At 62.1% G+C, this 23,877-nt stretch carries 21 protein-coding genes; 13 read left to right on the top strand and 8 right to left on the bottom strand.

Annotated elements, in window-relative coordinates:
- Positions 1–37 precede the first annotated feature (37 nt).
- Positions 38–397, bottom strand: a complete 360-nt coding sequence (locus tag LDZ24_RS16915) for a winged helix-turn-helix domain-containing protein (RefSeq protein WP_175941611.1) — start codon at positions 395–397, stop codon at positions 38–40.
- 258 nt (positions 398–655) lie between these two features.
- Positions 656–1,225 (bottom strand): hypothetical protein, encoded by a 570-nt coding sequence (locus LDZ24_RS16910; RefSeq protein ID WP_248322405.1) that lies wholly within the window; start codon positions 1,223–1,225, stop codon positions 656–658.
- Between the two features lie 82 nt (positions 1,226–1,307).
- Between LDZ24_RS16910 and LDZ24_RS16905 the strand changes: the two genes are divergently transcribed.
- On the top strand, positions 1,308–1,805 hold the full coding sequence (locus LDZ24_RS16905) for a hypothetical protein (protein WP_248322404.1): 498 nt from the start codon (positions 1,308–1,310) through the stop codon (positions 1,803–1,805).
- Here LDZ24_RS16905 and LDZ24_RS16900 read toward each other — a convergent pair.
- Genes LDZ24_RS16900 through LDZ24_RS16890 form a run of 3 tightly spaced genes read right to left on the bottom strand, consistent with a single transcriptional unit; the run spans position 1,784 to position 5,152 of the window.
- Positions 1,784–3,559: a chloride channel protein gene (locus LDZ24_RS16900; RefSeq protein WP_248322403.1), complete on the bottom strand. Its 1,776-nt coding sequence runs from the start codon at positions 3,557–3,559 to the stop codon at positions 1,784–1,786. The genes LDZ24_RS16905 and LDZ24_RS16900 overlap by 22 nt on opposite strands.
- Before the next feature lie 29 nt (positions 3,560–3,588).
- Complete coding sequence (locus tag LDZ24_RS16895; protein ID WP_248322402.1) at positions 3,589–3,999, bottom strand: MarR family winged helix-turn-helix transcriptional regulator; 411 nt, start codon at positions 3,997–3,999, stop codon at positions 3,589–3,591.
- A 7-nt stretch (positions 4,000–4,006) separates the two neighbouring features.
- The gene (locus LDZ24_RS16890; RefSeq protein ID WP_248323331.1) at positions 4,007–5,152 is read right to left on the bottom strand and encodes an HPP family protein; all 1,146 of its coding nucleotides are present in this window, start codon (positions 5,150–5,152) and stop codon (positions 4,007–4,009) included.
- 151 nt (positions 5,153–5,303) lie between these two features.
- Between LDZ24_RS16890 and LDZ24_RS16885 the strand changes: the two genes are divergently transcribed.
- Entirely contained in the window at positions 5,304–7,181 is a 1,878-nt protein-coding gene (locus LDZ24_RS16885) for a DUF3857 and transglutaminase domain-containing protein (RefSeq protein WP_248322401.1), read from the top strand.
- 6 nt (positions 7,182–7,187) lie between these two features.
- Here LDZ24_RS16885 and LDZ24_RS16880 read toward each other — a convergent pair whose 3' ends face one another.
- On the bottom strand, positions 7,188–9,029 hold the full coding sequence (locus LDZ24_RS16880; protein WP_371747424.1) for an SUMF1/EgtB/PvdO family nonheme iron enzyme: 1,842 nt from the start codon (positions 9,027–9,029) through the stop codon (positions 7,188–7,190).
- Between the two features lie 223 nt (positions 9,030–9,252).
- On the opposite strand from LDZ24_RS16880, the gene LDZ24_RS16875 reads away from it, so the two are divergent.
- The 10 genes from LDZ24_RS16875 to LDZ24_RS16830 all read left to right on the top strand — a co-directional run bounded on the left by LDZ24_RS16875 (position 9,253) and on the right by LDZ24_RS16830 (position 21,832).
- Positions 9,253–9,690 (top strand): DUF4399 domain-containing protein, encoded by a 438-nt coding sequence (locus LDZ24_RS16875; RefSeq protein ID WP_248322399.1) that lies wholly within the window; start codon positions 9,253–9,255, stop codon positions 9,688–9,690.
- A 59-nt stretch (positions 9,691–9,749) separates the two neighbouring features.
- Positions 9,750–10,208: a DUF4399 domain-containing protein gene (locus LDZ24_RS16870; protein WP_175941597.1), complete on the top strand. Its 459-nt coding sequence runs from the start codon at positions 9,750–9,752 to the stop codon at positions 10,206–10,208.
- Between the two features lie 217 nt (positions 10,209–10,425).
- The gene (locus LDZ24_RS16865; protein ID WP_248322398.1) at positions 10,426–10,710 is read left to right on the top strand and encodes a hypothetical protein; all 285 of its coding nucleotides are present in this window, start codon (positions 10,426–10,428) and stop codon (positions 10,708–10,710) included.
- A 40-nt stretch (positions 10,711–10,750) separates the two neighbouring features.
- Positions 10,751–11,029 carry a hypothetical protein gene (locus LDZ24_RS16860; RefSeq protein ID WP_248322397.1) on the top strand — a complete coding sequence of 93 codons (279 nt, stop codon included), beginning with the start codon at positions 10,751–10,753 and terminating at the stop codon, positions 11,027–11,029.
- Positions 11,030–11,264: 235 nt separating this feature from the next.
- Complete coding sequence (locus LDZ24_RS16855) at positions 11,265–12,668, top strand: efflux transporter outer membrane subunit (RefSeq protein WP_248323330.1); 1,404 nt, start codon at positions 11,265–11,267, stop codon at positions 12,666–12,668.
- A gap of 148 nt (positions 12,669–12,816) precedes the next feature.
- Positions 12,817–15,330, top strand: a complete 2,514-nt coding sequence (locus LDZ24_RS16850) for an FHA domain-containing protein (protein ID WP_248322396.1) — start codon at positions 12,817–12,819, stop codon at positions 15,328–15,330.
- A complete protein-coding gene (locus LDZ24_RS16845; protein WP_248322395.1) occupies positions 15,308–16,681 on the top strand; it encodes an HlyD family efflux transporter periplasmic adaptor subunit in 1,374 nt (457 codons plus the stop codon). The genes LDZ24_RS16850 and LDZ24_RS16845 overlap by 23 nt, the downstream gene beginning before the upstream one ends.
- Positions 16,682–16,706: 25 nt before the next feature.
- Positions 16,707–17,459, top strand: a complete 753-nt coding sequence (locus LDZ24_RS16840; RefSeq protein WP_248322394.1) for a peptidylprolyl isomerase — start codon at positions 16,707–16,709, stop codon at positions 17,457–17,459.
- Between the two features lie 15 nt (positions 17,460–17,474).
- Positions 17,475–20,534, top strand: a complete 3,060-nt coding sequence (locus tag LDZ24_RS16835) for a peptidase domain-containing ABC transporter (protein ID WP_248322393.1) — start codon at positions 17,475–17,477, stop codon at positions 20,532–20,534.
- The gene (locus tag LDZ24_RS16830; protein WP_248322392.1) at positions 20,531–21,832 is read left to right on the top strand and encodes a sigma-54-dependent Fis family transcriptional regulator; all 1,302 of its coding nucleotides are present in this window, start codon (positions 20,531–20,533) and stop codon (positions 21,830–21,832) included. Before LDZ24_RS16835 ends, LDZ24_RS16830 begins: the two co-directional genes overlap by 4 nt.
- A gap of 11 nt (positions 21,833–21,843) precedes the next feature.
- Here LDZ24_RS16830 and LDZ24_RS16825 read toward each other — a convergent pair whose 3' ends face one another.
- Complete coding sequence (locus LDZ24_RS16825; RefSeq protein WP_248322391.1) at positions 21,844–22,614, bottom strand: PP2C family serine/threonine-protein phosphatase; 771 nt, start codon at positions 22,612–22,614, stop codon at positions 21,844–21,846.
- A 52-nt stretch (positions 22,615–22,666) separates the two neighbouring features.
- Positions 22,667–22,957 carry a hypothetical protein gene (locus LDZ24_RS16820; protein ID WP_175941576.1) on the bottom strand — a complete coding sequence of 97 codons (291 nt, stop codon included), beginning with the start codon at positions 22,955–22,957 and terminating at the stop codon, positions 22,667–22,669.
- Positions 22,958–23,341: 384 nt separating this feature from the next.
- Between LDZ24_RS16820 and LDZ24_RS16815 the strand changes: the two genes are divergently transcribed.
- Entirely contained in the window at positions 23,342–23,872 is a 531-nt protein-coding gene (locus tag LDZ24_RS16815; protein ID WP_248322390.1) for a lecithin retinol acyltransferase family protein, read from the top strand.
- Positions 23,873–23,877 lie beyond the last annotated feature (5 nt).

Raw genomic sequence — 23,877 nt, 5'->3', positions numbered from 1 at the left:
GAGCCACAGAATAAACCGCGCGGCGCCGACCCGCGCGCTACTTCTTTCTCGCTTCCTCCAGACACGCGGCGAGTTTTTCGAAGTAGGCGAGCGCCTTGGCGGTCGGCACCACCGATTTCGTGCGCAAGTCCGCGCCGGTTTCATCGAGCGTGACGAGACCTTGCTGTTTGAGGCGCGTGAGCTTGCGGTGGACCGTGGCGGGCGCGCCGGCGACCGACAGCGCCATGGTTTCGGTGACCGTCAGCGTGCGGCCCGCGTGCCAGGCCGCCGTCAGCGCTTCGAGAAGGCGCTCCTCCGCCGCGTCGAGCTTCGGCACGGAAGGCAGCGCCTGCACGGCCTGCGCGAGATTCAGAAAGCGAAAGTAAGCGTCGACGAGCGGTTTCTTCGTCATTGTCATGCGCTTGCTCCAGCGTCCAGGGAATTTGACATCGTAGTGCACTGAATCATACTTGTCTGCCTGTGGCGCTCCGTCCACAAAAAAACTTATCAAGCTGATAAGCAAATGCTATGATGCGAAGTAATCGAGTTGGCAATGAATTGCTGAATAAGGCTGATTGCTGCGCGAGAACCTGAGAGAGATGAGAAGCAGTGAAAACAGGCGCCGCCCGGTATTCGAGCCGGGCGGCGTCATTCCTCGACCGGTTCACGAGTCGGTTCACGAGTCGCTCAAGCGCCGCCGCAACGGCGGGACTGTCACCATCACCCATAACGCCAGTTTGATTGCGTAAATCACGATCAGACTGCCGGACAAATCGCCCACCACCATGACCACGAAGCGCTTGCCCGCGCCCGCGGCTTCGCCATGCATGGCGAGCCATATTTGATGCAGCGCCGGACTGGCAATCGAATACAGCAGAATCAGCAAAAGAAGACGCTTCGCCGTCAAGTTCGATAACGACGTGCGCAGGCCGAGCGCGCCAGTTGCGAACAGATAGATGAGATAGGGCGCCAGTGCCGAAATGGTGCCGTAAAAAAGCGAGCGCACCGGATCATGCGGGAAATACAGGAAGACGCAACTCAACCAGGCTGCGCACAGCATGCCTATTGCGCCGGCTTCCCCGAAGAGCAGCGTACAGAGCAAGCGCATGCCGGCCGGCAGATAAATCCAGTTAGCGCCGGGCACGTACTCGGAATGCGGAAACAGTAATTCATTCCCGACAAGCGTGATGAGAAAGAGCGCGGCCGTGCCCGCGATTATCGGCACGCGTTGACGAAGATATTCCATGACATGTGATAACGGTGAGGCAGCGGCGCGAGTCGCGCTAAAGTGCGACTTTCAGTTCGGCTGATATGCGCAAATCGCAAACATGCAGCGTTATTTTATTGATCGATTCCCGCTGCAACACGCCTATCATTTAAGTCGGCACCTTTTATTACATCGAAAGAAGCAGTCGATCTGGCATCGTGCGCCGTCATTCGTTCTCGTTCTGAAAATGCACGTTGAATCCGACGTCCAACTCTCGGTCACCATCGACAGCGTTCGCACATTGCGCATGGCACGGCGGGCGCCCGAAGCGCAAGCCATGCTGCGCGAGATCGCCGCGCAGCCCGATGCCGGCGGTGTGCGGGCGGGGCAGATGGGCATCGACATGAACTGTCTCGGCATGTACGCCGAGGCCGAAGCGCGGCCTTCGCTCTCCGAGGTCGGACGTGTTCCGCTATCAGTTCACGCCGTGGTATCCGTCCATGCGTCTGTAGCAGAAGACGCAAGCTCGGCGACTGATCGCATCCGCCCGCGGAAATGCGGGCGGATCTGCATCGTTTTTGCCGCGTCGAATGACGCTTACGGCTTGCGCAACGCCTGAGCGCGCCGAAAGCCGCGGAAGCGTTCGCGTTGGTGTTCTTCGTCGAAATGCGCGCGCGCCGGCTTCACGAGATCGCTGCGCGAGACGATGCCGACAAGCCGCATCGACGCCTTATCCGCCACGACCGGCAGGCGTTCCAGGTCATGCACGGCAAGGCGCGTCGCAGCGAGACGACACGGTTCGCCGGGCAGCGCGACGGCAGGCGCGGCTTCGTTCTTCTCCGCGAGCGCCTCGCCGATGGTGACGGCGCCCGCGTGCGACGCCTCGCCGAGCGCCGCCAATGCCGCGCGATCCAGCATGCCGACGAGCGCGCCGTCGCGCACCACCGGATACGCGCGGTGCGCCTGCTGCGGCCCGAAATGCCGCGCGAGCACGTCAGCGAGCGGCGTCGCGGCGTCGATCGTGTTCACGTCGCGCGTCATCACTTCATCGACGTGGTGGCGCTCCAGCGGGTCCACCCCGTATTCGCGATAGATGTGATAGCCGCGCCGCGCGATCTTCTCCGTCATGATCGAGCGGCGCATCACCACGGTGGCGAAGCCGTGCGCGACGAGCGTCGCCGCCAGCAGCGGCAAAAGCGCGTTGCTGTCGTGCGTGAGGCCGAACGCGAAGACGATGGCCGTGAGCGGCGCGCCGAGTGTCGCGCCGAGCGTCGCGGCCATGCAGACGAGCGGCCAGAGCGCCGTGTCGTGGCCCGGCAAGACCGCGCCGAGCACGGTGCCGAGGCCCGCGCCGAGCATCAAGAGCGGCGCGAGCACGCCGCCCGACGTACCGGACGCGAGCGCCACGACCCAGATCACCGCCTTCACGGCCAGAATCGCGAGCGCCACCTGAATGGCGATGTGCTGATGCAGCAGATCGCCGATCACGTCATAGCCGACGCCGAGCGCGCGCGGTTCCAGATATCCACCGATGCCGACCACGACGCCGCCGATGGCCGGCCACCACATCCAGTGCAGCGGGAGCTTGCCGAACCCGTCTTCGAGCTTGTAGAGCGCCGCCGACAGACCCGACGCGAGCACGCCCGACAACAGCCCCGCGACGAGGCACGACAGCAGCGAAATCATGTGCGGCGGCTGCGTTTGCATCGGGAAAAGCGCACCGGTGCCGAACACGAACGCCCGCGCGAAGCCGGCCACAGCGCACGCGAGCGCCACGGGCAGAAAACTGCGCGGCCGCCATTCGAAAAGGAGCAGTTCCACCGCGAGCAGAACCGCGGCGACCGGCGTGCCGAACACGGCGGTCATGCCCGCCGCCGCGCCCGCCACGAGCAGCGTCTTGCGCTCGGCGGCCGTCACGTCGATGCACTGCGCGATCAGCGAGCCGAGCGCGCCGCCCGTCATGATGATCGGACCTTCCGCGCCGAACGGCCCGCCGCTGCCGATTACGATGCCCGAGGACAGCGGCTTGAGCACCGCCACTTTCGGCGACATGCGGCTCTTGCCGAAGAGAATCGCTTCGATCGCTTCGGGAATGCCGTGACCGCGAATCTTCTCGGAGCCGAAGCGCGCCATCAGTCCGACGATCAGCCCGCCGATCACCGGTATAACGACGACCCAGGCCCCAAGCGTATTGAGCGCGGGCGAGCGGTCCTCGATGAAGAACGTCTGGAAGAAGAACAGATTCGTGAAGAGATGAATGAGCGCGAGCAGCACGACCGCTGCAAGGGTGCTGATGCCGCCGATCACCGCCGCGAGCCCGCAGATGCGCAGCAGCCGGTCGTTCACGGAAAAGTCGCGTTTATGATGATTCATGCCTGTCACTCCAGAAAACTCCGCGAGACTCAGAGATCGATTTGCGGGACGCGGAACGCGCCGTCGAGCGATTTCAACTCCGCGCGATGCAGCGCCGCGAGGCGCGCGAGCACCTGCTCGCCGCGCGCTTCGAGATGCACTTGCACTTGCCGGCGATCCTCCGCGCTCTGCTCGCGCCGCACGAGCCCGAGCGCTTCGCAGCGCGTGACGAGCGCCACGACGCCGTGGTGATGCGATTGCAATCGCTCGGCCAACTCGCCGACCGTCGCCCACCCGCGGCCCGGAAAGCCCTTGATGTGCAGAAGCAGCAGGTATTGCAGCGGCGTGATGCCTTCTTCCTGCGCGGCGCGCTCCGAGAACCGCTCGAAGCGGCGCATCTGATAGCGGAATTCGGAAAGCTGCTCGAAGTCCGGCTTGGTCAGGGTGCGTGCGTTTTTCATCGTTTTTTCAGGAGCTCTTGCGCTCGCTCGCGAAGCTCTGGCGATACAGCCCCGAGATCAGATCCGTTTCGGTGATCATGCCGAGCAGGCGCTCGTTGTGATCGACCACCGGAATGTGGTGGTGCCCGAAGTCCGCGAACATCGGCACCAGTTCCGCGATGGGCGTGCGCGAGTCGATCGTGCAGACATCGGTGGTCATCAGCGAGCCGACGCGCGCCGGCGCTTGCGACGGGCCGCGCATGATGCGCTCGACGGCGCGCGCGAAGGCATCGCGGGGCGCGGACCGGTGCGCGGGCGCGAGGTCCGCTCGCGTGACGATGCCCCGCACGCGGCGCGTCATGTCGATCACCGGCAGCGCCTTCACGCGATGCCGGGCGAGCAGCGCGAGCGCCTCGTCGACCGTGGTGTCGGGCGTCACGGAGACGACGCCGCGCGACATGATGTCCGCGCAGCTGAATTCGGTGAAGCGGCGCGCGTAGGCCTGCAACTGCGTTTCGCGCAGCAGTGCTTCGAGATCGTCCGGATCGACGTCGAGCATTTCGCTGCGGCGTGCGAGCACGGCTTCGAGATCGGCGCGCGTGAAGGCCGCGCCGTCCGGGGCTTTCGGCGACGCCTGCGCGACGTGCGGATAACGGTGCCCCGTCAGCGCGTGATAGACGATGGCCGAGCACAGCAGCGCCGCCGACTGGATGGCCACCGGCGCGAGCACGAAGCCGTAGCCGAGCGCGTGGATCGACGGGCCGCCGAGCACCGCGGTCAGCGCCACCGCGCCCGAAGGCGGATGCACGCAGCGCAGCGCGAACATCCCGCAGATGGCGAGCGCGATGGCGAGCGCCGCGGCATCGACGGGATCGTGAATCAGCGCGGCGCACGACACGCCGACGATCGCCGACACGAGATTGCCGCCGATGATCGACCACGGTTGCGCGAGCGGACTCGCGGGCACGGCGAAGAGCAGCACGGCGGACGCGCCCATCGGCGCGATCAGGAACGGAATCGCCGCGCTATCGCCGACGAGCAGACGCGCGATGCCGCCCGTCAGCGCAATGCCGATGAGCGCGCCCGCGCCCGCGCGCAGCCGTTCGGTCCATCTGAGCGTGACGGGAGCGGGAAGGAAGCCATGTAACCAGCGGAAGAGGACGGTGCGCGACACGTTTTCAGCGAGGAGTTCTTGTGGGAGGTTCAATGAATCGCGCGTCGGGAACGCGGCGAAGCGTGAAATTATATCGCAACGTGATACAAATTGTCGCGGCGACATCGGCTCAGGTACGATGAACGTTCGCGCGTTTCCTCGTGAGCCGAACATGAGCCGGTTCTTCAGGCAAATCCCGTACGCATTGGCTTCGTGCCTGGTCGCGCTCGGCGCCTGGGCCGCGCCGGCGCCGGACGCCGACGAGCCGTCCACCGTCGTGTCCGACGTGCACGAGTTCGTCGTCGCGGACGACGGCTCCGTCAGCGAGGACGACCGCACCGTGCTGCGCGCGAACACGGCGGCGGGCGTCGACGAGATCGCGCAGCGTTACGTGTGGTACGACCGCAGCGTGTCGAAGGTGGACATCGTGGAGGCGTATTCGGTCGATGCGAACGGCGCGCGCCATGACGTCTCGTCTGATCAGATCCGCGATATTCAGGAGCCGCGCTCGGCGGGCGCGCCGACGTTTCAGGACGCGAAGCTGCGCGCGGTGATCTTTCCGGCTGTGGGCGTCGGCTCCACCGTGCACCTGCACTCGCGCAAGAGCCAGGCGAGCCCGGTCATTCCCGGCCAGTTCGGCTATTACGTCGAGCCGGGACAGCGGCCGGTGCTGGATCAGCAACTCGTTTTCGATCTTCCCGCGGCGAAGCCGCTCTACGCCGATACGCGCGGCTATGTCGCGCGCGCGCCTGTCACCGCAAACGGCCGCACGCGCTATGTGTTCGATTACCGTCGCGAGCAGATCGCGCGCATCGAAAGCGGTTCCGTCGGCTATGCGCAATACGGCGACCGGCTGATGGTGTCGACATTTCCCGACTACGCGAGCTTCGCGGCGAGCTATCGCGCGTCCGCCGCTGATGCGAGCGCGAGCGATCCCGCCGTGCGGGCGCTCGCTCAAACGCTGACCGCCAACGACGCCGACGCCCGCGCGAAGGCCCGGACGCTCTACGACTGGGTGCGCCGCAACATCCGCTACGTCGCGATGTTCATCGGGCAGAGTCCGGCCGTGCCGCATCGCGTGACGGACGTGCTCGCGAACCGCTACGGCGACTGCAAGGACCATGTCGCGCTGTACGGCGCGCTGCTCGACGCGGTCGGCATTCGCAACGAGCCCGCGTTGATCGGCCTCGGCTCGGTTTACTCGCTGCCTTCGGTGCCGGGCTACGGCGCGGGCGCGATCAATCACATCATCACGTATCTGCCGGACTTCGCGATGTTCGCGGACAGCACGGCGTCGAGCGTCGAGTTCGGCTTCTTGCCGCTGGCGGACATGGACCGGCCGACGCTGCTCGTCGATAGCGGTGCGCTCTCGCGCACGCCCGCGACGCAGCCGTTGTCGCGCACGGCGCGGCTTCAGATCGACGTCGCGCCGCAAGGCGAGGCGACGTTCGCATATTGGGTGCAAGACGCGGGATGGAGCGCCGAGCTGGAGCGCATGAATCTGCGGCTCGCGAGCGCGCAGCGGCGCGACCAGATCGCCGCGGACCGCCTGCGTTTTACGAACTTGCGCGGTGCGGGCGCGCTGACCACCACCGATGTCGATGCCACCAGCGGCCCGTTCGCGACGACGCTGCGCGGCACGCTCGACGACGTCGTCTGGCCGACCGGCACGACCGCCTTGCCCGCGCTCACGAGCCTGTCGGGCGGCATCGCCACGCAGACGCGCAACTGGCTCGCGGAACGCTCGCGCACGCAGCCGTATCTGTGCGTGGGCGGCGCTTACGACGAGGTATCGCAGATCGTGCTGCCGAAGACCATGCGAGTCGCCGAAGTGCCCGACGATCTCGAACTGACGAGCGGCTTTTTCCGCTATCGCTCGCGCTATGTGTTCGATCCGGCGAGCAATGTGATCCAGGTATCGCGCACGCTGGATGCGCGCTTCGGCAAGCAGGTCTGTTCGCCGGACGATTTCGAGGCGTCGCTGCCGGCGCTTCGAAAGATCGAACGCGATACGCAGGCGCAAATCATCGTGAAGGTATCGGCGCAGTGAGCGCGGTCACTGCGTGTCGCGCGCCACGCGAAAGCCGTTCTGCGATTGACGCACGCTCGCGCTGTACTTGAAGCGCGTGGCCGATTGCATATAGTCGCCGCCTTCGCGCCAGGAGCCGCCGCGAATGACGCGCACCGAACAGGAGGGCTCGTCCCACACGCGGCCATCGACGGGCGCGCCCTTGTATGAGCTATGCCAGCAGTCGGCAACCCATTCCCACACGCTGCCGTTCATGTCGTAAAGGCCATACCCATTCGGCGCGAACGAACCCACGGGCACCGGCGCATCCGCGTGATACGGCTCGCCGCAGTCCTTGCAGTCGGCGGTGCCTTTTTTCATCTGATCGCCCCACCAGAACGTGCTTTGCGTGCCGCCGCGCGCGGCGAACTCCCATTCCGCCTCGCTCGGCAGACGATACGGCTTGCCGCCTACTTTGCTCAACCACTTCACGTAGACCTGCGCATCGTCCCAACTGACATTGCGCATCGGCGAATTGGGCGGCGGCGGGGCGCTTGCGTTGCTGTCCGGCGCGATGCGGGTGCAGGCGCCCGCATCGGCGCACGCATTCCATTGCTCGACGGTCACTTCGTATTTGCCGATGGCGAACGGCCGCCCGAGCGTCACGCGATGCGACGGCTTCTCGCCGGGATCATCGTTGTTGCTGCCCATCGTGAATGCGCCCGGCACGATGGGAATGAGCAACGGACACTGCGGACAGTCCTTGATCTCGTTGCCCGTGGGCTTGGCCGTGGTGTTCGTCGGTGCCATTGGTTTGGCGCTCGCGACGGGGCTGGGCGGCTTGGCCGAAGCCGATACGGGAGCCGATGCTGGAGCGGACGCTTGAGCCGATGCAGGAGCCGCAACAGAAGGCTTCGCGCTCGCCGTCGCTTTGAGCCGCTCGATGCGCGCCTTCGCAAGTGCCGCGAAACGCCCGTTCGGATACGACTTCAAATACGCCTCGTAATCGCTCGGATACGTGCTGTCCTTGATCGATTCCCAGAACGCCAGTTCGTATTGCTCGCTGCTGTCCTTCGGCAAGATGCCGCGCATGCGGATCGGTCCGCCATCCATACCGGCGGATTCGGCCATCGCCGGCAGAGCGACCGTTGCGCGTCCGAGCGTGACATTGCCGGTCAATGTCGATGCCACCCACGGCCGCTGTGCGCCCCGCGAGGCGTTGGCGACGTCGGACGCGGCAGTATCGAATGAAGCGGACGTCATCTGCTTGTCTCTCGCGAATGCGCGTAAAAGCGCTGCGGTATAGCGACCGTTGCGTCCATCCTCGGCTGCGCCAGCATTGAGTTGCGCTGCGAATGCGATCAGCGTTCGCGGCGGAAGTTGAAGAGGTCCGGCCGAAGCATGAGGCGATGAATCGTCGAGGCACATGTCGAGTATGACGATGTTCGTAGCAAGCGGCCTCGCACGCGCCATGCGCGCCGCGAGATCCTGCGCTGCGATGCCTTTCTCGATGTTGCTTGCATCGATCGGCAAGAGCAGCGCCTGTCCGCGTGCCTCTACGCCGTGCCCGGCGAAGTACACCAATGCGATGTCTCGCGGACCGAGATGATCGATGAATGACTGAATGGTTTGCTGCATTGCATCGGCATTCAGATTCGTGCGGCGCGTCACGTCGAAGCCCATTGCGGAGAGTGCGGCGCTCATGTCTCTCGCGTCGGTGGCCGCGCTGCTCAGCGGCTCTTCGCCGTAACGGTCGTTGCCGATGACGAGCGCGACGCTATGCGCTGAACCGTCGTGATCGATGAGTACGGGAGCGGGCGACTGTCCGGATTGCGCGAAGTCTGCGTTCATGGCGACGAACACAGTCGCAACGAAGAATATCCGCCACATATTCATACCCTGTCCGTATGGCGTTGAGGGAGACGCACGTGTGCCGCACAAACAACGATAGCACGCTGCCCGCCACGTTTTGATCCCCTAAACGTAGGTATCCGCATGCAGCGTCTGCGACCCCTCGCACGCATGTATCTTTTCAAATCGTTACGTCCTAATCTGAACACAGAGCTTGATCGTTGGCCTGTGAACGGCCTTTCTTTGAAGAGGCATCCGAAACATGCTGAGAAGAACTGTGCTCGGCGCGCTCGCTTCGATAGCGGCGCTGGCCGCGGACGCGTCGTTTTCCGCCGGGCGTACCCGCAGCCCGGCACCCGCGAACGCAGAGGCGTACATCATCTGGCCGCCCGACGGCGCCGTCCTTTCAGGCGGCAAGCTATGGGTGCGCATGGGCCTGCGCAACATGGGCGTGTGTCCGAAGGGCATCGATATGCCTAACGTGGGCCACCACCATCTGCTGATCGATACGGACCTTCCGCGGCTGGATCAGGAGATTCCGTCGGACCGCAATCATCTGCACTACGGCGCGGGCGAAACGGATGCGCGCGTCGAGTTGCAGCCCGGAAAGCACACGCTGCAACTGCTCATGGGCGATTACAACCATGTACCGCACGATCCGCCCGTTTATTCGAAGAAGATCACGATCACGATGAAATGAGCCGGGCCGTCGCTTCGTCCGATGCACACCGTCCGGCGCACATCCTGAAGGTACACGACATGAAACGACGCACTGCCGGCGCACATTCGTGCGCACGTTCGATTCTGCTCGCCGCGGCGTTAGCCGCGCCATTCCACGCGAGCCACGCGGCGGGCGGACCGACGCCCGCGCCCGCCAACGCGCACGCGTATATCGGCTATCCCAACGACGGGCAGACGCTCCCGGCGGGGAAACCATTCCGCGTATGGTTCGGGCTGCGGTTCATGGGCGTGGCTCCGCGCGGCGTGAAGTTTCCGAACACCGGACATCACCATCTATTGATCGATACGGATTTGCCGCCATTGGATCAGGAGATTCCGTCCGACCGTAATCATCTGCATTACGGCGCAGGCGAGACTGAGACCATGCTCGAATTGCCGCCGGGTAAGCATACGCTTCAACTCTTGATGGGCGACGACCGGCATATCCCGCACAATCCGCCCGTCTATTCGAAGAAGATCACGGTCTACGTCAGGTGAGAGTGTCGGTGAAAGACGAACAGTCGGACTCCGAAGTGTTTGTCTGCAACCGATCGCGAACGCGGACTGGCATCGGGCAGTTGGAGTGAAAAGCCTTGTACCGCAAGGCATCGCAGGAATCAGCGCAAAGATGGCATACCCCGTGCATTGTACTGGCCCGAGCAAACAGATTGCTCGAACCCACCCGACGCGCAATGCGCACCCAAGGAGAACCACCATGAAGACGCTGACGATCCTCGACATTCCCCTTACCGAAGAACTCGACCGCCGCGCGATGTCGGCGGTACGGGGCGGCACCTCGTTCTACTTTCCCGGCTATGACGTCTCGAAGGTCGAGCTCTCGTTCGACACGCAGCAGTTCATCGGCCAGACGCAGAACACGCAAAGCCAGAACGGCGTGAACGTGGCGTTCGGCGGCAATATCACGGCCCACGTCGCGCCGAAGCAGCAAGCGACCAACACGAGCACCATCAACATCGGATCGGGCTTCGAGCTCCGCTGATCGACCACCATCCATCACTCTTAAGCCAGGAACCGACATCATGTCTACGCTGACCATCCACGATCTCGTCCATCACGCCGAACTGGGCCGCCATGAAATGTCCGCAGTGCGCGGCGGCACCGGCTTCTATTTCCCGAGCTACAAGTCGAGCTTCGATCTGAGCGCCACTACGCAGCAACTGACTAATCAGGCGCAGAACACGCTCAGCGCAAACGGCGTGAACAACGCTTTCACGTATGACACCACGGCGAAAGTCGCGCCGCATCAGAAAGCGGACAACACGAGCCACATCAACGTCTATGAGCCGTATGCGGCGTGAAGCAGGAACACGCCGGATAACGGCGGAGTAGGTGTTTCATGTTGTTGGCAGTAGGGGTGGAGCACGGGGAGCTCCGCTGCATCAACCGCCTGTCGCAAGGCGGCGCGGATCGCTCGTCGTTCCCGAGACGGCGAGCGAACCGCACCCGAGCGCGGTGATGAAGATACGCGCATTCCTCGTACTAGCGTGATCGTCGGAGCAGATCGTGCGAGCTTTAATCCCCTCGTCGCGCCTTATGACCGCATGCGCGATACTCTTTGCCGCCGTGCTGCTCGCCGGCTGCATCGATGTGAATGTGCCGGTCTATAAGCGGCCCGATACGCCGGAGAAGACGGCGTTCACCACGATAAGCGTCCCCAAGGCCGCTCCCGCTGAGACCATTCGCCCGGATTGGTGGAAACAGTTTCAGGATCCGTATCTCGACGGACTGATCGACAAGGCCATTAACGGCAACTTCGATATCAAGGTGCTTGCAGCGCGAATCCAGGTTGCGGGTGCGCAAATCGGCGAGGCGCGCGCGGGCGCACTGCCTTCAATGGATGTGGGCGCCGGCGCCAGCTTCGAAAAGACGACGGGCCAGCCATTCACGAAGCAATACAACCTCGGCACGCAGGTGAACTGGGACATCGACATCTGGGGCGCGGTGGAAAAAGGCGTGCAGGCGCAAAAAGCCGAGTATCGCGCGAGCGAAGCGGACTGGCGTGCCGGCTATCTCGAGCTCGTCGCGAACGTTTCGACGACGTACTTCCAGATCCTTCAGTTCGATGACCAGATTCAGCAGCAGCTGCTGACCATTGCAACGAACCAGAAAATACTGACGATATTCGAGGGCATGGAGAAGAACGGCCTGGTGCCGCATACGCAGGTGCTGAATCAACGCGCCGAACTGAATCGTCTTACGCGTGATCTGCTTGAACTGCGCCGCGCTCGTGACCTTGCGGACAATGCGCTGGCTACGTTGACCGGCGTGCCGGCTGGCGAATTCAAAGTGCCCGACGGCCAATTGCAGAAGCGCGTGCAGATTCCGCCTGTGCCTTCCGGACTGCCGTCGCAGTTGCTTGCGCGGCGGCCCGATCTGATTGCCGCTGAGTATCGCGTCCTCGAGTCTTACGATCTCGTCGGACAAGCGAAACTCGCGCAGTTACCCACGATCAGCCTGACAGGGCGTGGCGGCACCGCGAGCTTTGCGTTGACGGACTTATTGAAGTCCTTCACGTTCAGCTTCTTACCAAGCATCAATATTCCGATTCTCGACCCGAGCGTGCGCGCGCACGTCAAGACCACTGAAGCGCAAAGCACGGTCGCGGAACAGCAGTATCGAAGCACGGTGATGAATGCGTTCGAGGAAGTGGAGAATGCGCTCGTCAATCTGGATTCGCATACGAAGCAGCGAGAAGAATTGCAGCAGGAAGTCGCGCATCTGACGATCGTCGCCGCGCAGATCGATGCGCAACTCAAAGAAGGCGTGATCTCACAACTCGAAGTGTTCGAGACCGAACGCACGCTGCTCGCGGCACAACTCGCGTTGCTCGCGAATCATCAGCAGATCTTGTCGGACACGGTCACGCTCTACAAGGCGCTCGGCGGCGGATGGCCGGCGGTCGACGTACAGAGCGCCGCCATTGCAAAATATCAGTGAATCGCATGGCTAACGATCGTACCGGAATACGCGACGTCGACACGATGACGTTCGCTCACTCTAATGCCCAATTGACTAAGCGAATGCGTGTCTTACACTTCGAACAGCCGCTCTCTTCGCAGCGGTCCGACGCATCCTGTGAACTGACATGGCTCCAGGCGAACCGATAGCCGAACCGCAGCCGCGCGTGGACGAAGCATTCGATGTCGTCCTTCAGCCGGCGTCGCGCGGCACTCCAGCGCATGCGTTGAGCGAGATTCGCATCGAGGACGATCTCTTCGCGATCGGCCGCGGCGAAGCGCCATTCGACGAGAGCCCGCCCGAAGCCGTCGCGCAACTGTCGCGCCGTCACGCGCGCATCTTCGTCGAGCACGGCTGCGTCTATATAGCGGACTTGGGGAGCAAGAACGGGACGACGTTGAATGGCACGCCCGTGCGTGATGTCCCCGCTCGCGTCAAAAGCGGTGACGAGATTGCGTTCGGTAGCCGGCTCGCGTATCGCGTGCAATTCGTGCCCCGCCGGCGTCGAATCCATACAGCGAAGCAGGTCGCGCTCACGCTCGTGCCAGTGCGCGAAGAACTCGGTCTCGAACCGATCGAACTCACGCAGTTTCCATTTTTAGTCAGCAAGACCGACGACATCTTCGCGCGTTATCGCCCGCGTCACCCGCATCAGGTCAACTACGTGTCGCGCCGTCACGCGCATGTGTTCGTAAGAGGCGGAGCGCCGTTCGTCGAAGATCTCGGCAGCACGAACGGCACTTTCGTCAACGGCCAACGCATGGGCGACTCGGCTATCGCACTCAAGGACGGCGACACGGTGGCGTTCGGCGGCACGCATTTCGTCTATCGAGTGAGTCTGCATGGCGACGAAAGCGAATCCACGTTGACTGAAATGGCGGTCCCAGCGCAGCCTGATGCGCACCACGAGCGCGACAGCGACAAGACGACTTTCGTCGGCTCTGCGCATTCGTTTCTCGACATCTTCTGCGTGGACCATGCCGCGCAGGGCGATGATGAGATCAACGCCGACGCCCAGGCCGACTCGGCTCAAAAGCAACAGCGCGGCGAGGTCAAACCTAAACGCGGCAAGTGGGCTCTCTTCATTCGCGAGTTGCAACGGGCGTTCATAGGCGAGGATCAGCACGTCACGCGGCGGGCACGCGTCGTCACTGTCTGCGTGTTGTTGGCGTTTGCAGCTGGAGGCTTCGCGCTTTTCCATGCCGGATCACTCGAGCGCCGCGCGAAGTCGCTCATGGCAAACGGCGACTATGCGCAAGCTGCGGTGTTGAGCAACGACTATCTCAGCACGCATCCGCACGACGCGCCGTTCGCGTCGATGAACACAGAGGCCGTTCTAAAGGCCGACGTGCCGCGTTGGCTCGTCGCGTTGCGCAAAGGCGATTATGCGCAGGCGGACAGCATCATCGCGCAGATGGAAGCGTTGAGCGAGCACAACGCGGACGTCCGTCCCATGCTCGATGAATTGCGCTGGATCGGCAAGCTCGAACGTTTCGTCATGAGCCGTGGCGGCCCTGACGCGCCCGTTCGAATGTACGCAGACGAACCGCGCATCGCGGACATCCTTAAGCATTGGGAAGCGGATGCGGGAAGTCATCAGCGCGATCTGGACCGCATCGCGGGCTACGTGCCCGAGTTTCGCGATCCTTACGCGCTCGCGCTCAGCCATCTGCGCAAGCTGCAAAGCGATGATTCGGTCTATCTCGCCGCCATCGATCGATTGAATGCGAGTGTCGTGAAGAGCCTCGCCACGGACGACCTCGATGCGATCGATGCCGCGTTGAAGGACTATGCAGACCGGTATCCGCGTCTGGGCGGTCTCGATCGCCTGCGCGCCGATGCGAATGCCTACGCGAGCCTCAAGCACGCGATGACCGCGAAGAGCCTCGCACCGCTCGCCGACTGGATTGGAGCGACCACATTCTCGATGCCGCCTTTCAAGGAGAGGTTGGCGGAATTGAGCGCGCACCAGTTGCCGCCCGCCCCTGTGATGGCGCAATACGCCGCTGTATCCGATGCCTGGCGCAATGGGCGCAGTGCCCAGGCAATTGACCTCTTGACGAAGATTCCGCAAGGCAACTGGACGCCGACCTTGCAGAGTGAAATGGCTCACAAGAAGGCGGTGGCCGCCCAGTTCGACGAGTTGCAAAAGACACGCGGCTCCGGACGCTATGACGACGCACTGCTTTCGTTCTATGAATCGCTCGACCCGCAGAGCGACGGCTATTTCGTTAAAGCCGTTGCGCCCGACGTTGCAGCGCTCAACGGCAAGGCAGCCGCGAGAGGACAAGCGTTGATGACTCATGCGCAGACGCTTTGGGAGCAGTACCGGACGAACGGTGGAATAGGCGGGTCGCAACGGCTGGAGTCGGATGTGTCGGATGGCTTTCGCACGCAGGCCAAGCGCTTGTCGGATGCGCGGGACGCTTCCGTTCGCGGCATGCGCATGCTCAGGCAAGCGTCGCAAAACGGCGCGGCGGATCAAGGCAAATGGAATGCGCTGAGCAAAGAGATCGATGACGAAGCGGCTCTGCAACGGCGCTCTCTGCAAGACCTTCGCATGGTGCTGGATCCGTCGCTGCTGCAAGCGAAACTCAACCTGATTGGAGGGACGAGCGGTGAAGCGCAACGCGCCCCTTAGGCCATTCTCCGAAGCGCTCGGCGATCACGGCGCGGAAGGCGTCGCGATTCTGACCGCTGAGCCGCTGAAGCTCACGCAAGCCGTGGTGCTTGCCATGGTCGCGCTCGTGGTTGCGGCGCTCGCGTGGTCCTTCATCGGTCACGCGGACGTCCTCGTTACCGCGCAAGGCACGCTTGCGCCCGAATCAGAGGTCCGGCGCTTCTACGCGCCTATCGACGGAGAACTGGCCGACCTCTATATCGCGGAAGGGCAACCGGTGCGCAAGGACGACGTCGTGGCGCGCCTGAACGCACGAGGTGCAATCGAAGCCGCGACGAACGCACTGGAAGCGCAACTCAAGCTCGACGACGCTGAGCGCGAATGGAAGCAGTTTCCCGAGAAGAAGTTGCTGATGGAACGAAGAATTGCCGCGCTCAAGGACCAGATGGAAGTGGAGGAACATCAGCATCAGCAGCGAGTGAGCGAAGGCACGAGCAAGCTCGCCGAAGGGCAGAAGGCGCAGCTCCAGGAGCAGCGCAGCGTACTGGAGAATGCGCGCCGCGCTCGCGATGCCGCGAAGAGCGAACTGGACCGCTTCGCGCGACTCTTCGCTTTGCCGGGCGGCGGCGGCGTGTCGGAATCGCAAGTGGAAGCTAAGCGCAATATCTATCTCGAAGCGGATGGCGCCTATCGCGTCGAACAGGCGAAGCTCGCTGAGCTCGACTTTCGCTTGAGCCATGAATTCAAGCAAGCAAAGGCGCAACTCGAAACGAGCGGTCAGGAAGCAACGAGCCTCAGGCTGCAATACGAGTCGGCCATGCGCGAGGTGACGAGCACGGAAGACAAGCTGCGATTGCAATTGCAGACCGCGCGTCTCGTCGCGGACGCCGCTGCGCGCATCCGTTTCGAGAACATCGACAAAGACAACTTTCTGCTGATTCTGGCCCCTGTGTCGGGCGTGGTCACGGACGTAACCTCGACTCAGCCGGGAGACAAGATTCAGGCGAATACGCCGCTCGGCGGAATTGCGCCGGCAAATGCGCGGCCGGTCCTGAAGATAGAGATCGCCGAGCATGATCGCGCGTTTCTGCGCGAAGGACAGCGCGTGAAACTCAAGTTCAATGCGTTTCCTTATCAACGATATGGCGTGATCGACGGCACGCTCGCCTTCATCTCGCCAGCGACGAAGCCGGGCGCAATCGCGAAGCAACCGGTCTATGAAGGACGAGTGACGCTGGACCGCGACTACTACCAGATTGCCGGTACGCGATATCCGCTTCGCTATGGCATGACGGCTTCCGCAGAAATCGTGGTGCGCGAGCGGCGACTGATCGACCTCGGGCTCGATCCCTTCCGAAGCGTAGCAGGCTAGCGGGCTAAACCGAACGGAGAACGACATGACGGCGATTGTGCGAATCGACGATGAAGTGGTCGATGTCGACGAATTTCTCAGGCTTCTGAAACTCAATGGACAGTTCGACGGACTCGTCGAGCAACTGGTTCGCGACAAGCTCACGGTGCGCGCGGCAAAGAAGGCCGGCGTCACGCTCACGGCGGACGAGATACAGACCCGCGCCGATCAGTTCCGGCGCATCCGCGGGCTGCACCGCGCAGCGGACATGAACAACTATCTTGACGCGCTCAATGTGAGCCTCGACGAATTCGAGGCCTATATCACCGATACGCTGTACCAGGAGAAAATGCTGGAGCAGGTAGGCACGCAAGGCGCCATCGAAGAGTATTTCCAACTTAATTCGCCGCGATTCGACGGCATCGAAGTGCGTCATATCGTTTTAGATTCCGAAGGAAGCGCGAAGGAGATGATGTCTTATCTCAACGACGATCCCGACAGCTTCGCGGACATGGCGCGCGAACATTCCCTCGCTGATACGCGCGAAGAAGGCGGACTCATCGGCCGCGTGATGCGCGGACAGTTGCGGGCGGATATCGAGGCCAAGGTGTTCAATGCCGAGCCGGGCGACCTGCTGGGTCCGTTCGTCTCCCCAGACGGCGCCTCATACGAGATCTTTGCGGTGACGTCCAAGTATCCCGCGCAGCTGGACGAAGACACGATAGCGGAAATCCGTCGGCTATTGCGGGAGGAATGGCTCTTTGCAAGAGCGCAGGAACATGTGATTCAGGCGCGCTGAACATTGCACATGGACATGGACGCACCATCAAACCTCGACTCGCTCGCCAGTTTCCTCGCAACGGTGGAGATATTGTCACCGCTTTCGCGCGATGAAATCGAGCAGTTGGCGCAACACGCGGAGTCGCGCCGCTACGGCTTCGGCGAAACCGTGTGCAATGCCGGCGACGTGGCTGATGGCCTCTATGTCGTAAGAGCAGGCTCCGTGCGCATATTCACCGAGGAGCATGGCAAAGAGATCAGCATGGGCCTGAAGAAGGAGCGCGAGACATTCGCCGATATCGCGATGCTGCGCGACTATCGGCATGAGTCGTCCGTGCGGTCATCGGGCAAGACCGAACTTTTGTTCATACCGCGTCGCGCGATCGAGCCCGTCATCGCGAAGAATCCCGCGGCGCTCGCGTTCGCGACCAGCTATGTCGCCATTGCTTCAGCAGGCGGTTTCGTCGCCAAGCTGTTCGACCTGCGCGGCAAGCTCGACAAGGCGGAACTCGAAGAATGCGTGAGAAGCGTCGGCGTCAAGCGTATCGCTGAAGGGAAGGAGATTCTCAGGCAGGACGCTCGCGACGACAGGCGCCTCTATGTCGTGCGTCAAGGGGAAGTGCGCATCGTGCGCGAAGAAGGCGGGCATCAGTACGTGCTGGCAACGCTCGGCCCCGGCGAGATTTTCGGCGAGAAGGCGTGCGTGATGCGTCAGGAGCAAATGGCCTCGGCCATTGCGAACGCTGATACGCGCTTGCTCGTCATTCCCGAGAAGACAGTGCACTTCATCATCGAGCGCAACGTCAGGCTGCGTGAAGTGCTCGAAGAACGCATTCGCTTCAGCGAGCGGGAGTTACAGCGGCAAAAGAAGCTCGCGGAACGCCGCAGTCTTCCCGCGATGCTCGATTTGCACAGCAAGCCGGAACTCGGCGAACGAGTCATCAAACGCTTTGCATGGGTGCAGCAGGCCGAGGAGATGGATTGCGGGGCCGCGTGTCTTGCGATGATCTGCCGGCATTACGGCATCGGCATGACGCTCGGCAAGCTGCGCGAACTGGCTAACGTGACGACGCAAGGCGCGACGCTCGACAGTCTGGCGCGCGCGGGCGAGGCGCTCGGCTTCACCACGCGCGGCGTGCAGTGCACCTATGAATCATTGCGCGGCTTCGAATTGCCGTTTATCGCGCACTGGGAGGGCTATCACTACATTATCGTCTACGGCATTTCGAAGGCGAACGTGTGGGTGGCGGACCCGGCGATAGGCTTCAAAAAGATGACCGTGGACGAGTTCGAACGCGGCTGGAGCGGTACGTGTCTCGTCTTCTCGCCAGCGCACGATATGGTGCAGAAGGCGGTATCCAGTTCGCCGTGGATACGCTTCGTCGGATACATGAAGCCGTACCGCACCATCCTGCTGCATCTCTTTCTCGCCACCTTCGTCATTCAGGTCCTGGGCGTGATTCCACCGCTCATCATCCAGAACATTCTGGACGGCGTGATCGTTCACCAGAATGTTGGATTGCTCCACGTGCTGATTGCCGGACTGATTATCTCGAACGTCTTCTCGCAACTCATGTCCACGATCCGCGCGTATCTGGCGAACTTCATGATGCGCAATATGGACTTCGTGATGATGTCGCAGTTCTTCAAGCATACGTTCTCATTGCCGTTCAGCTTCTTCGCCAAACGCAAGACCGGGGACATCTTCGCGCGTTTTCAGGAAAATCACACCATCCGCGCGTTTCTGACTGAATCCACGGTCACGACAGTGCTGAACCTGTTGATGATCTTCATCTACTTCACCATCATGTTTCTCTACAACGTCAAGCTGACGTTGCTGCTGATTGCGTTCATCATTCCACTGATGGCGCTGACCGTGCTCGCCACGCCTCGCATCAAGCAGAACGCGCGCGAGACATTTTCGTCGGGGACGGACGCCCGGTCGTACCTGATGGAAGCGCTGGGTGGCGCGGAGACGGTCAAGGGAATGGGCATCGAGCGGGCCGTTCGCCTGAAGTGGGAGAAGAAGTACGCCAAGTCGCTCGAGATTCAATATAAGTCTCAACGCTTCAATATTGCGGTCGGCTTCTGTAGTCAATTGCTGAATGCCGCCACGACCATTGCAGTGCTATGGGCCGGGGCGAATCTGGTGCTCGCGCGCGAGTTGACGATTGGCCAGCTCATCGCGTTCAACGCATTCATGGGCAGCGTATTGTCCCCGCTCATGGGCCTCATCAATCTCTGGAGTCTGCTCAACGATGCCGGCGTCGCCATGGAGCGTCTCGGCGATGTGCTGGACATCGAGCCCGAGCAGAAGCCAGCGGACATGCAGCAACGCGTGATGCTGCCCGACCTTCAGGGCGACATAAAGTTCAACGGCGTCTACTTCCGCTACGGCGACGGCGACACGCCTTATGTGCTCGAGAACATCAGCTTCGATATCAAGCCGGGCGAACTCATTGCGGTGGTCGGACGCAGCGGATCGGGAAAGACGACGCTCGCGAAACTGCTCGTCGGTTTCTATGCGCCGACGGAAGGCAAGATGACCGTCGATGGCTACGACATCAACGTGATCGACAAAGGCTTCTATCGCGCGCAGATCGGTTATGTCATGCAAAGCAATTTGCTGTTCTCCGGTACCATCGCCGACAACATCGCAAGCGGCGACGAAGCGCCGGATCGCAAGCGCATCGAAGAAGTCGCGAAGATGGCCGACGCGCACGGTTTCATCAGCAAGATGCCGCTCGGCTATGAGCAGGTGGTCGGCGAACGCGGCGTGGGACTATCGGGCGGTCAGATGCAACGCCTGTGCATTGCACGCGCGCTCTATCATGACCCGCGCCTGCTGGTATTCGACGAAGCGACCTCCGCGCTCGATACGCAATCCGAAAGCAATATTCTCGGCAACATGCAGGAGATTTTGAAAGGGCGAACGGCCGTCATCATCGCGCATCGCCTGTCGACGATCATGCGCGCCGACAAGATCCTCGTGCTCTACGAGGGCGGCATCGTGGAGCAGGGCAAGCATGATGAGCTTGTCGCGAGAAAAGGCATGTACTACCAACTCGTGCAGAAGCAATTGAGCGCAGCATGAAGATACTCGACCAACCGGAAAGCGACAGCAACGTACCTGCATCGGCTATTTCGTATGCGGGTCTCATCGAGAAGATCGAGATATTGCGCTCGACGCTGCGGTGGACCTCGCGCCTCGAACGCCCCGAGATCGAGAAGCTGTTGCGACAGGCGAGCGCGCTGCGCGACGAGGTCATGCAGCTCTCGCACAAAGAGCGTTTCGTACAGGCTGCGGCGTCGGAGCCGAAGCGGGAGATGTCGCCGGGCGCCAGGCGACAGGCACTCCTGGAACGCAGCTTCATTTTCGAAGGCACGTTCGGCGATAACCCGAAGCTGCTCGAGGCGCTGGAAATCGCGGAAAAAGCGGCGCCGACCGATCTGCCGGTACTGATCGACGGTGAGAGCGGAACCGGCAAGGAATTGATGGCCAAGGTCATTCACGCGAACGGCTCGCGCGCGGACAAGCCGTACATTTCCGTGAACTGTGGCGCGATTCCGGAGAATCTCATCGAATCGGAACTATTCGGGCATCGGAAGGGCGCATTCACGGGCGCGACGAACGACCGCAAAGGAAAGTTCGAGAGCGCGCATACGGGAACCATCTTTCTCGACGAGATCGGTGAGTTACCGCTGTCGGGCCAAGTCAAATTACTGCGCGTACTCGAAGCGCATGAAATACAGCGCGTCGGCTCTGACGAGCCTATTGCAGTCGATACGCGCATCGTCGCGGCGACGAATCGCAATCTGCGGCGCTGGTGCGAGGAAGGGCGGTTTCGCGAAGACTTGTTCTATCGTTTGAGCGTCATTCATTTGACGCTGCCGCCATTGCGTGAACGGCGCGATGAAATTCCGCTTCTGCTCGCCTATTTCGGCGACGAAGCAGCGGCTGCGCTCAAGCGCCGTCCGGTGAAAATATCGCCGCGGCTGCGGGATTTCCTGCGCAGTTATGACTACCCCGGCAACATCCGCGAGTTGCGCAACATGGTTTATCGGCTTGCTTGCCTCGCAGGCGAGATGGCGGATATCGAGCATCTGCCGGTGGACATACGCCCGAAGTCATCGCTCGCCATTGCGATGGGAGCGCCTTCGGCAAGCGGCGAAGGTGTCGCCATGGCCGGCTCGCTGAGCGAAGCGAAGCGTGTAGCCAGCGACGAAGCAGAGCGCGCGTTTCTCGAACGCGGCTTGCAGGAAGTAGGCGGCACGGTAGCGGAACTTGCGCGGCGCTACGACATGAACCGCTCTCACTTGCAAATGCTTCTGAAGAAGCACGGGCTTCATTCGAAAGACTTCAGGCTCGCAGCGCAACGAAATAAGCAGTGAGCGAGCGTGGTTCACAGAGTGGGATTCACTTGCGTTCTGTCCGACCCGAGAACGTCTTCGGCGTGAGCGACGACGAGTGAAATGTTATCTCGTCCACCGCGCTCCAGCGCCATTTCCAGCAGCCGCTGCGCCGCCGCCTCGCAATTGCCCGGCGCCAGTTCGCTCGCCATTTCGGCTTCGGTTACTTCATTGGACAAGCCATCGCTGCATAGCAGGAACGTATCGCCGTCGGCGAGCGCGACGCTGCTTTCGTCGAGTTCCAGTGTGTCGAGCGCGCCTACGGCACGCGTAATCAGATGCTGCGCGGGATGATGCAATGCTTCTTCCGCCGTCAATTGGCCGCGTGCCTTGAGTTCTTCGACATGACTGTGATCGCGCGTCAACTGTGCGAGGCGGCCGTTGCGGAATAGATAGATGCGGCTATCGCCAGCCCAGAGATAAGCGCACGCGCCGCCGCGCGCGGCAAGCAATACAACCGTACTGCCTATGCGCGATACCTGTCGCCGTGCTGCCTCTGCACGAAGTTCATCGTTCACTCGCAGAAGCCGATCTCGTGCTTCTGCGATGACGTTCCCCAGTGCGCCGCCTTTTGATAAGCCAGTAAGGCGCTCGATCACCATGCGGCTTGCGAGATCGCCCACTGCATGTCCGCCCATGCCGTCGGCCACGGCCCATAGACCCTGCTCGGGCGAGTTAAGCACCGCGTCCTCGTTGACTAAGCGCACGCAGCCCACGTCCGAGCGCGCGGCGGATGTCCATCCGAACTCTGTTGAGAAGGTCACGCCAGTCTCCTTGAACGGACGCTAATGCAGTGCAATCGTGCTGCGCGCGATGTCAGCCTGCGCGATTCGCCGATATTGCATTGGGCGTCACCGTGAGGCTCGCTCCATCACCGGAATTGCGCACGTCGACGGACTGGAACTGATTGATCATCTGGCCGGCGGTGAAGTTGTTCGTAATCTCGTAGACGTTCACGACGCCGCCGAAGTTCGCGTGACGGTCCGCTATGAACGGCGTGATCCAGCCGTAGACCCATGGCGCGCCGCCTCCTCCGGCAATCGCGGACATTGCCGTGCGGTCGAGCCGGCGGTCGAAGGCGAGATCGGTGATGGTGAGCGTGGCCATTGTGCCTCTCCAGGCTGTGTCATAGGAACGCACGAAGTCAATGCAAGGCCCGTGCCGATTGCGTGCGCCTCCCGAGCTGTCTAATCGACGGACTTCCGCGCACTTACCCGACCGGCGATGTTAGCGGCTCGCCAACATTGTCTGCCGAAGAGAATGCTATAAACCGACACCGCCTTTAATCCCGAACTGACGCTCCACACCCAACGAAAGGGGCAGTAGAGCGTTGGCCCGGCCTCAACACATCTGGCTAGCCGACGCATCGCATGCATCGCTGAAGTCCGCAAATCAAGGCTCCGCAACGACTGGCAAGAAAGCTGCAAACGAAATGGCAAACGGGCGCGAAACGAACACATCACGCCGAGCCTGCGAAAGATGGAGCGAGCCATGTCAATCACGTCAACGTCGATCAGGACCAATCAGGCGCCCGTACCGCGCGTGCTTGCGTTCGATGACGAACCGCCGGTCGGCAGCGAACTGATCACGCGCCGCTGCGGCTATGAACACCACGGCCTCTATGCGGGCAACGGCAAGGTCATTCACTATGCGGGCTTCGCCAAGTCATTGCATCGCGGTCCCGTCGAAGAAGTGAGTGTCGCGCAGTTCGCAGACGGCTACGGCGTCATCGTTCGTCAACACGCGTCAGCGTACTTCGTCGGCGTCGAAGCGGTGCGTCGCGCGCGCAGCCGTCTTGGCGAGAACCGCTATCGCCTTCTGACCAACAACTGCGAGCACTTCGTCTCGTGGTGCCTGTTCGGCGAGGCGCGCAGCACGCAAGTGCGCGCCTGCCTCGTTCATCCTCGCGTCGCCATTCACGCGGTGAGAGGGCTCGTTCGAGCCTATATCGCCGCGCAGCGTCGCCGCCGCGCGAATTCACTGCCTGCCTGCGCCACGGATTGCGCCGCACTGGCCATCTAAGGGAG

It is taken from the genome of Caballeronia sp. Sq4a, assembly GCF_023170545.1.
GTDB lineage: Bacteria > Pseudomonadota > Gammaproteobacteria > Burkholderiales > Burkholderiaceae > Caballeronia.
This window is presented reverse-complemented; position numbering and strand designations above follow the sequence as displayed.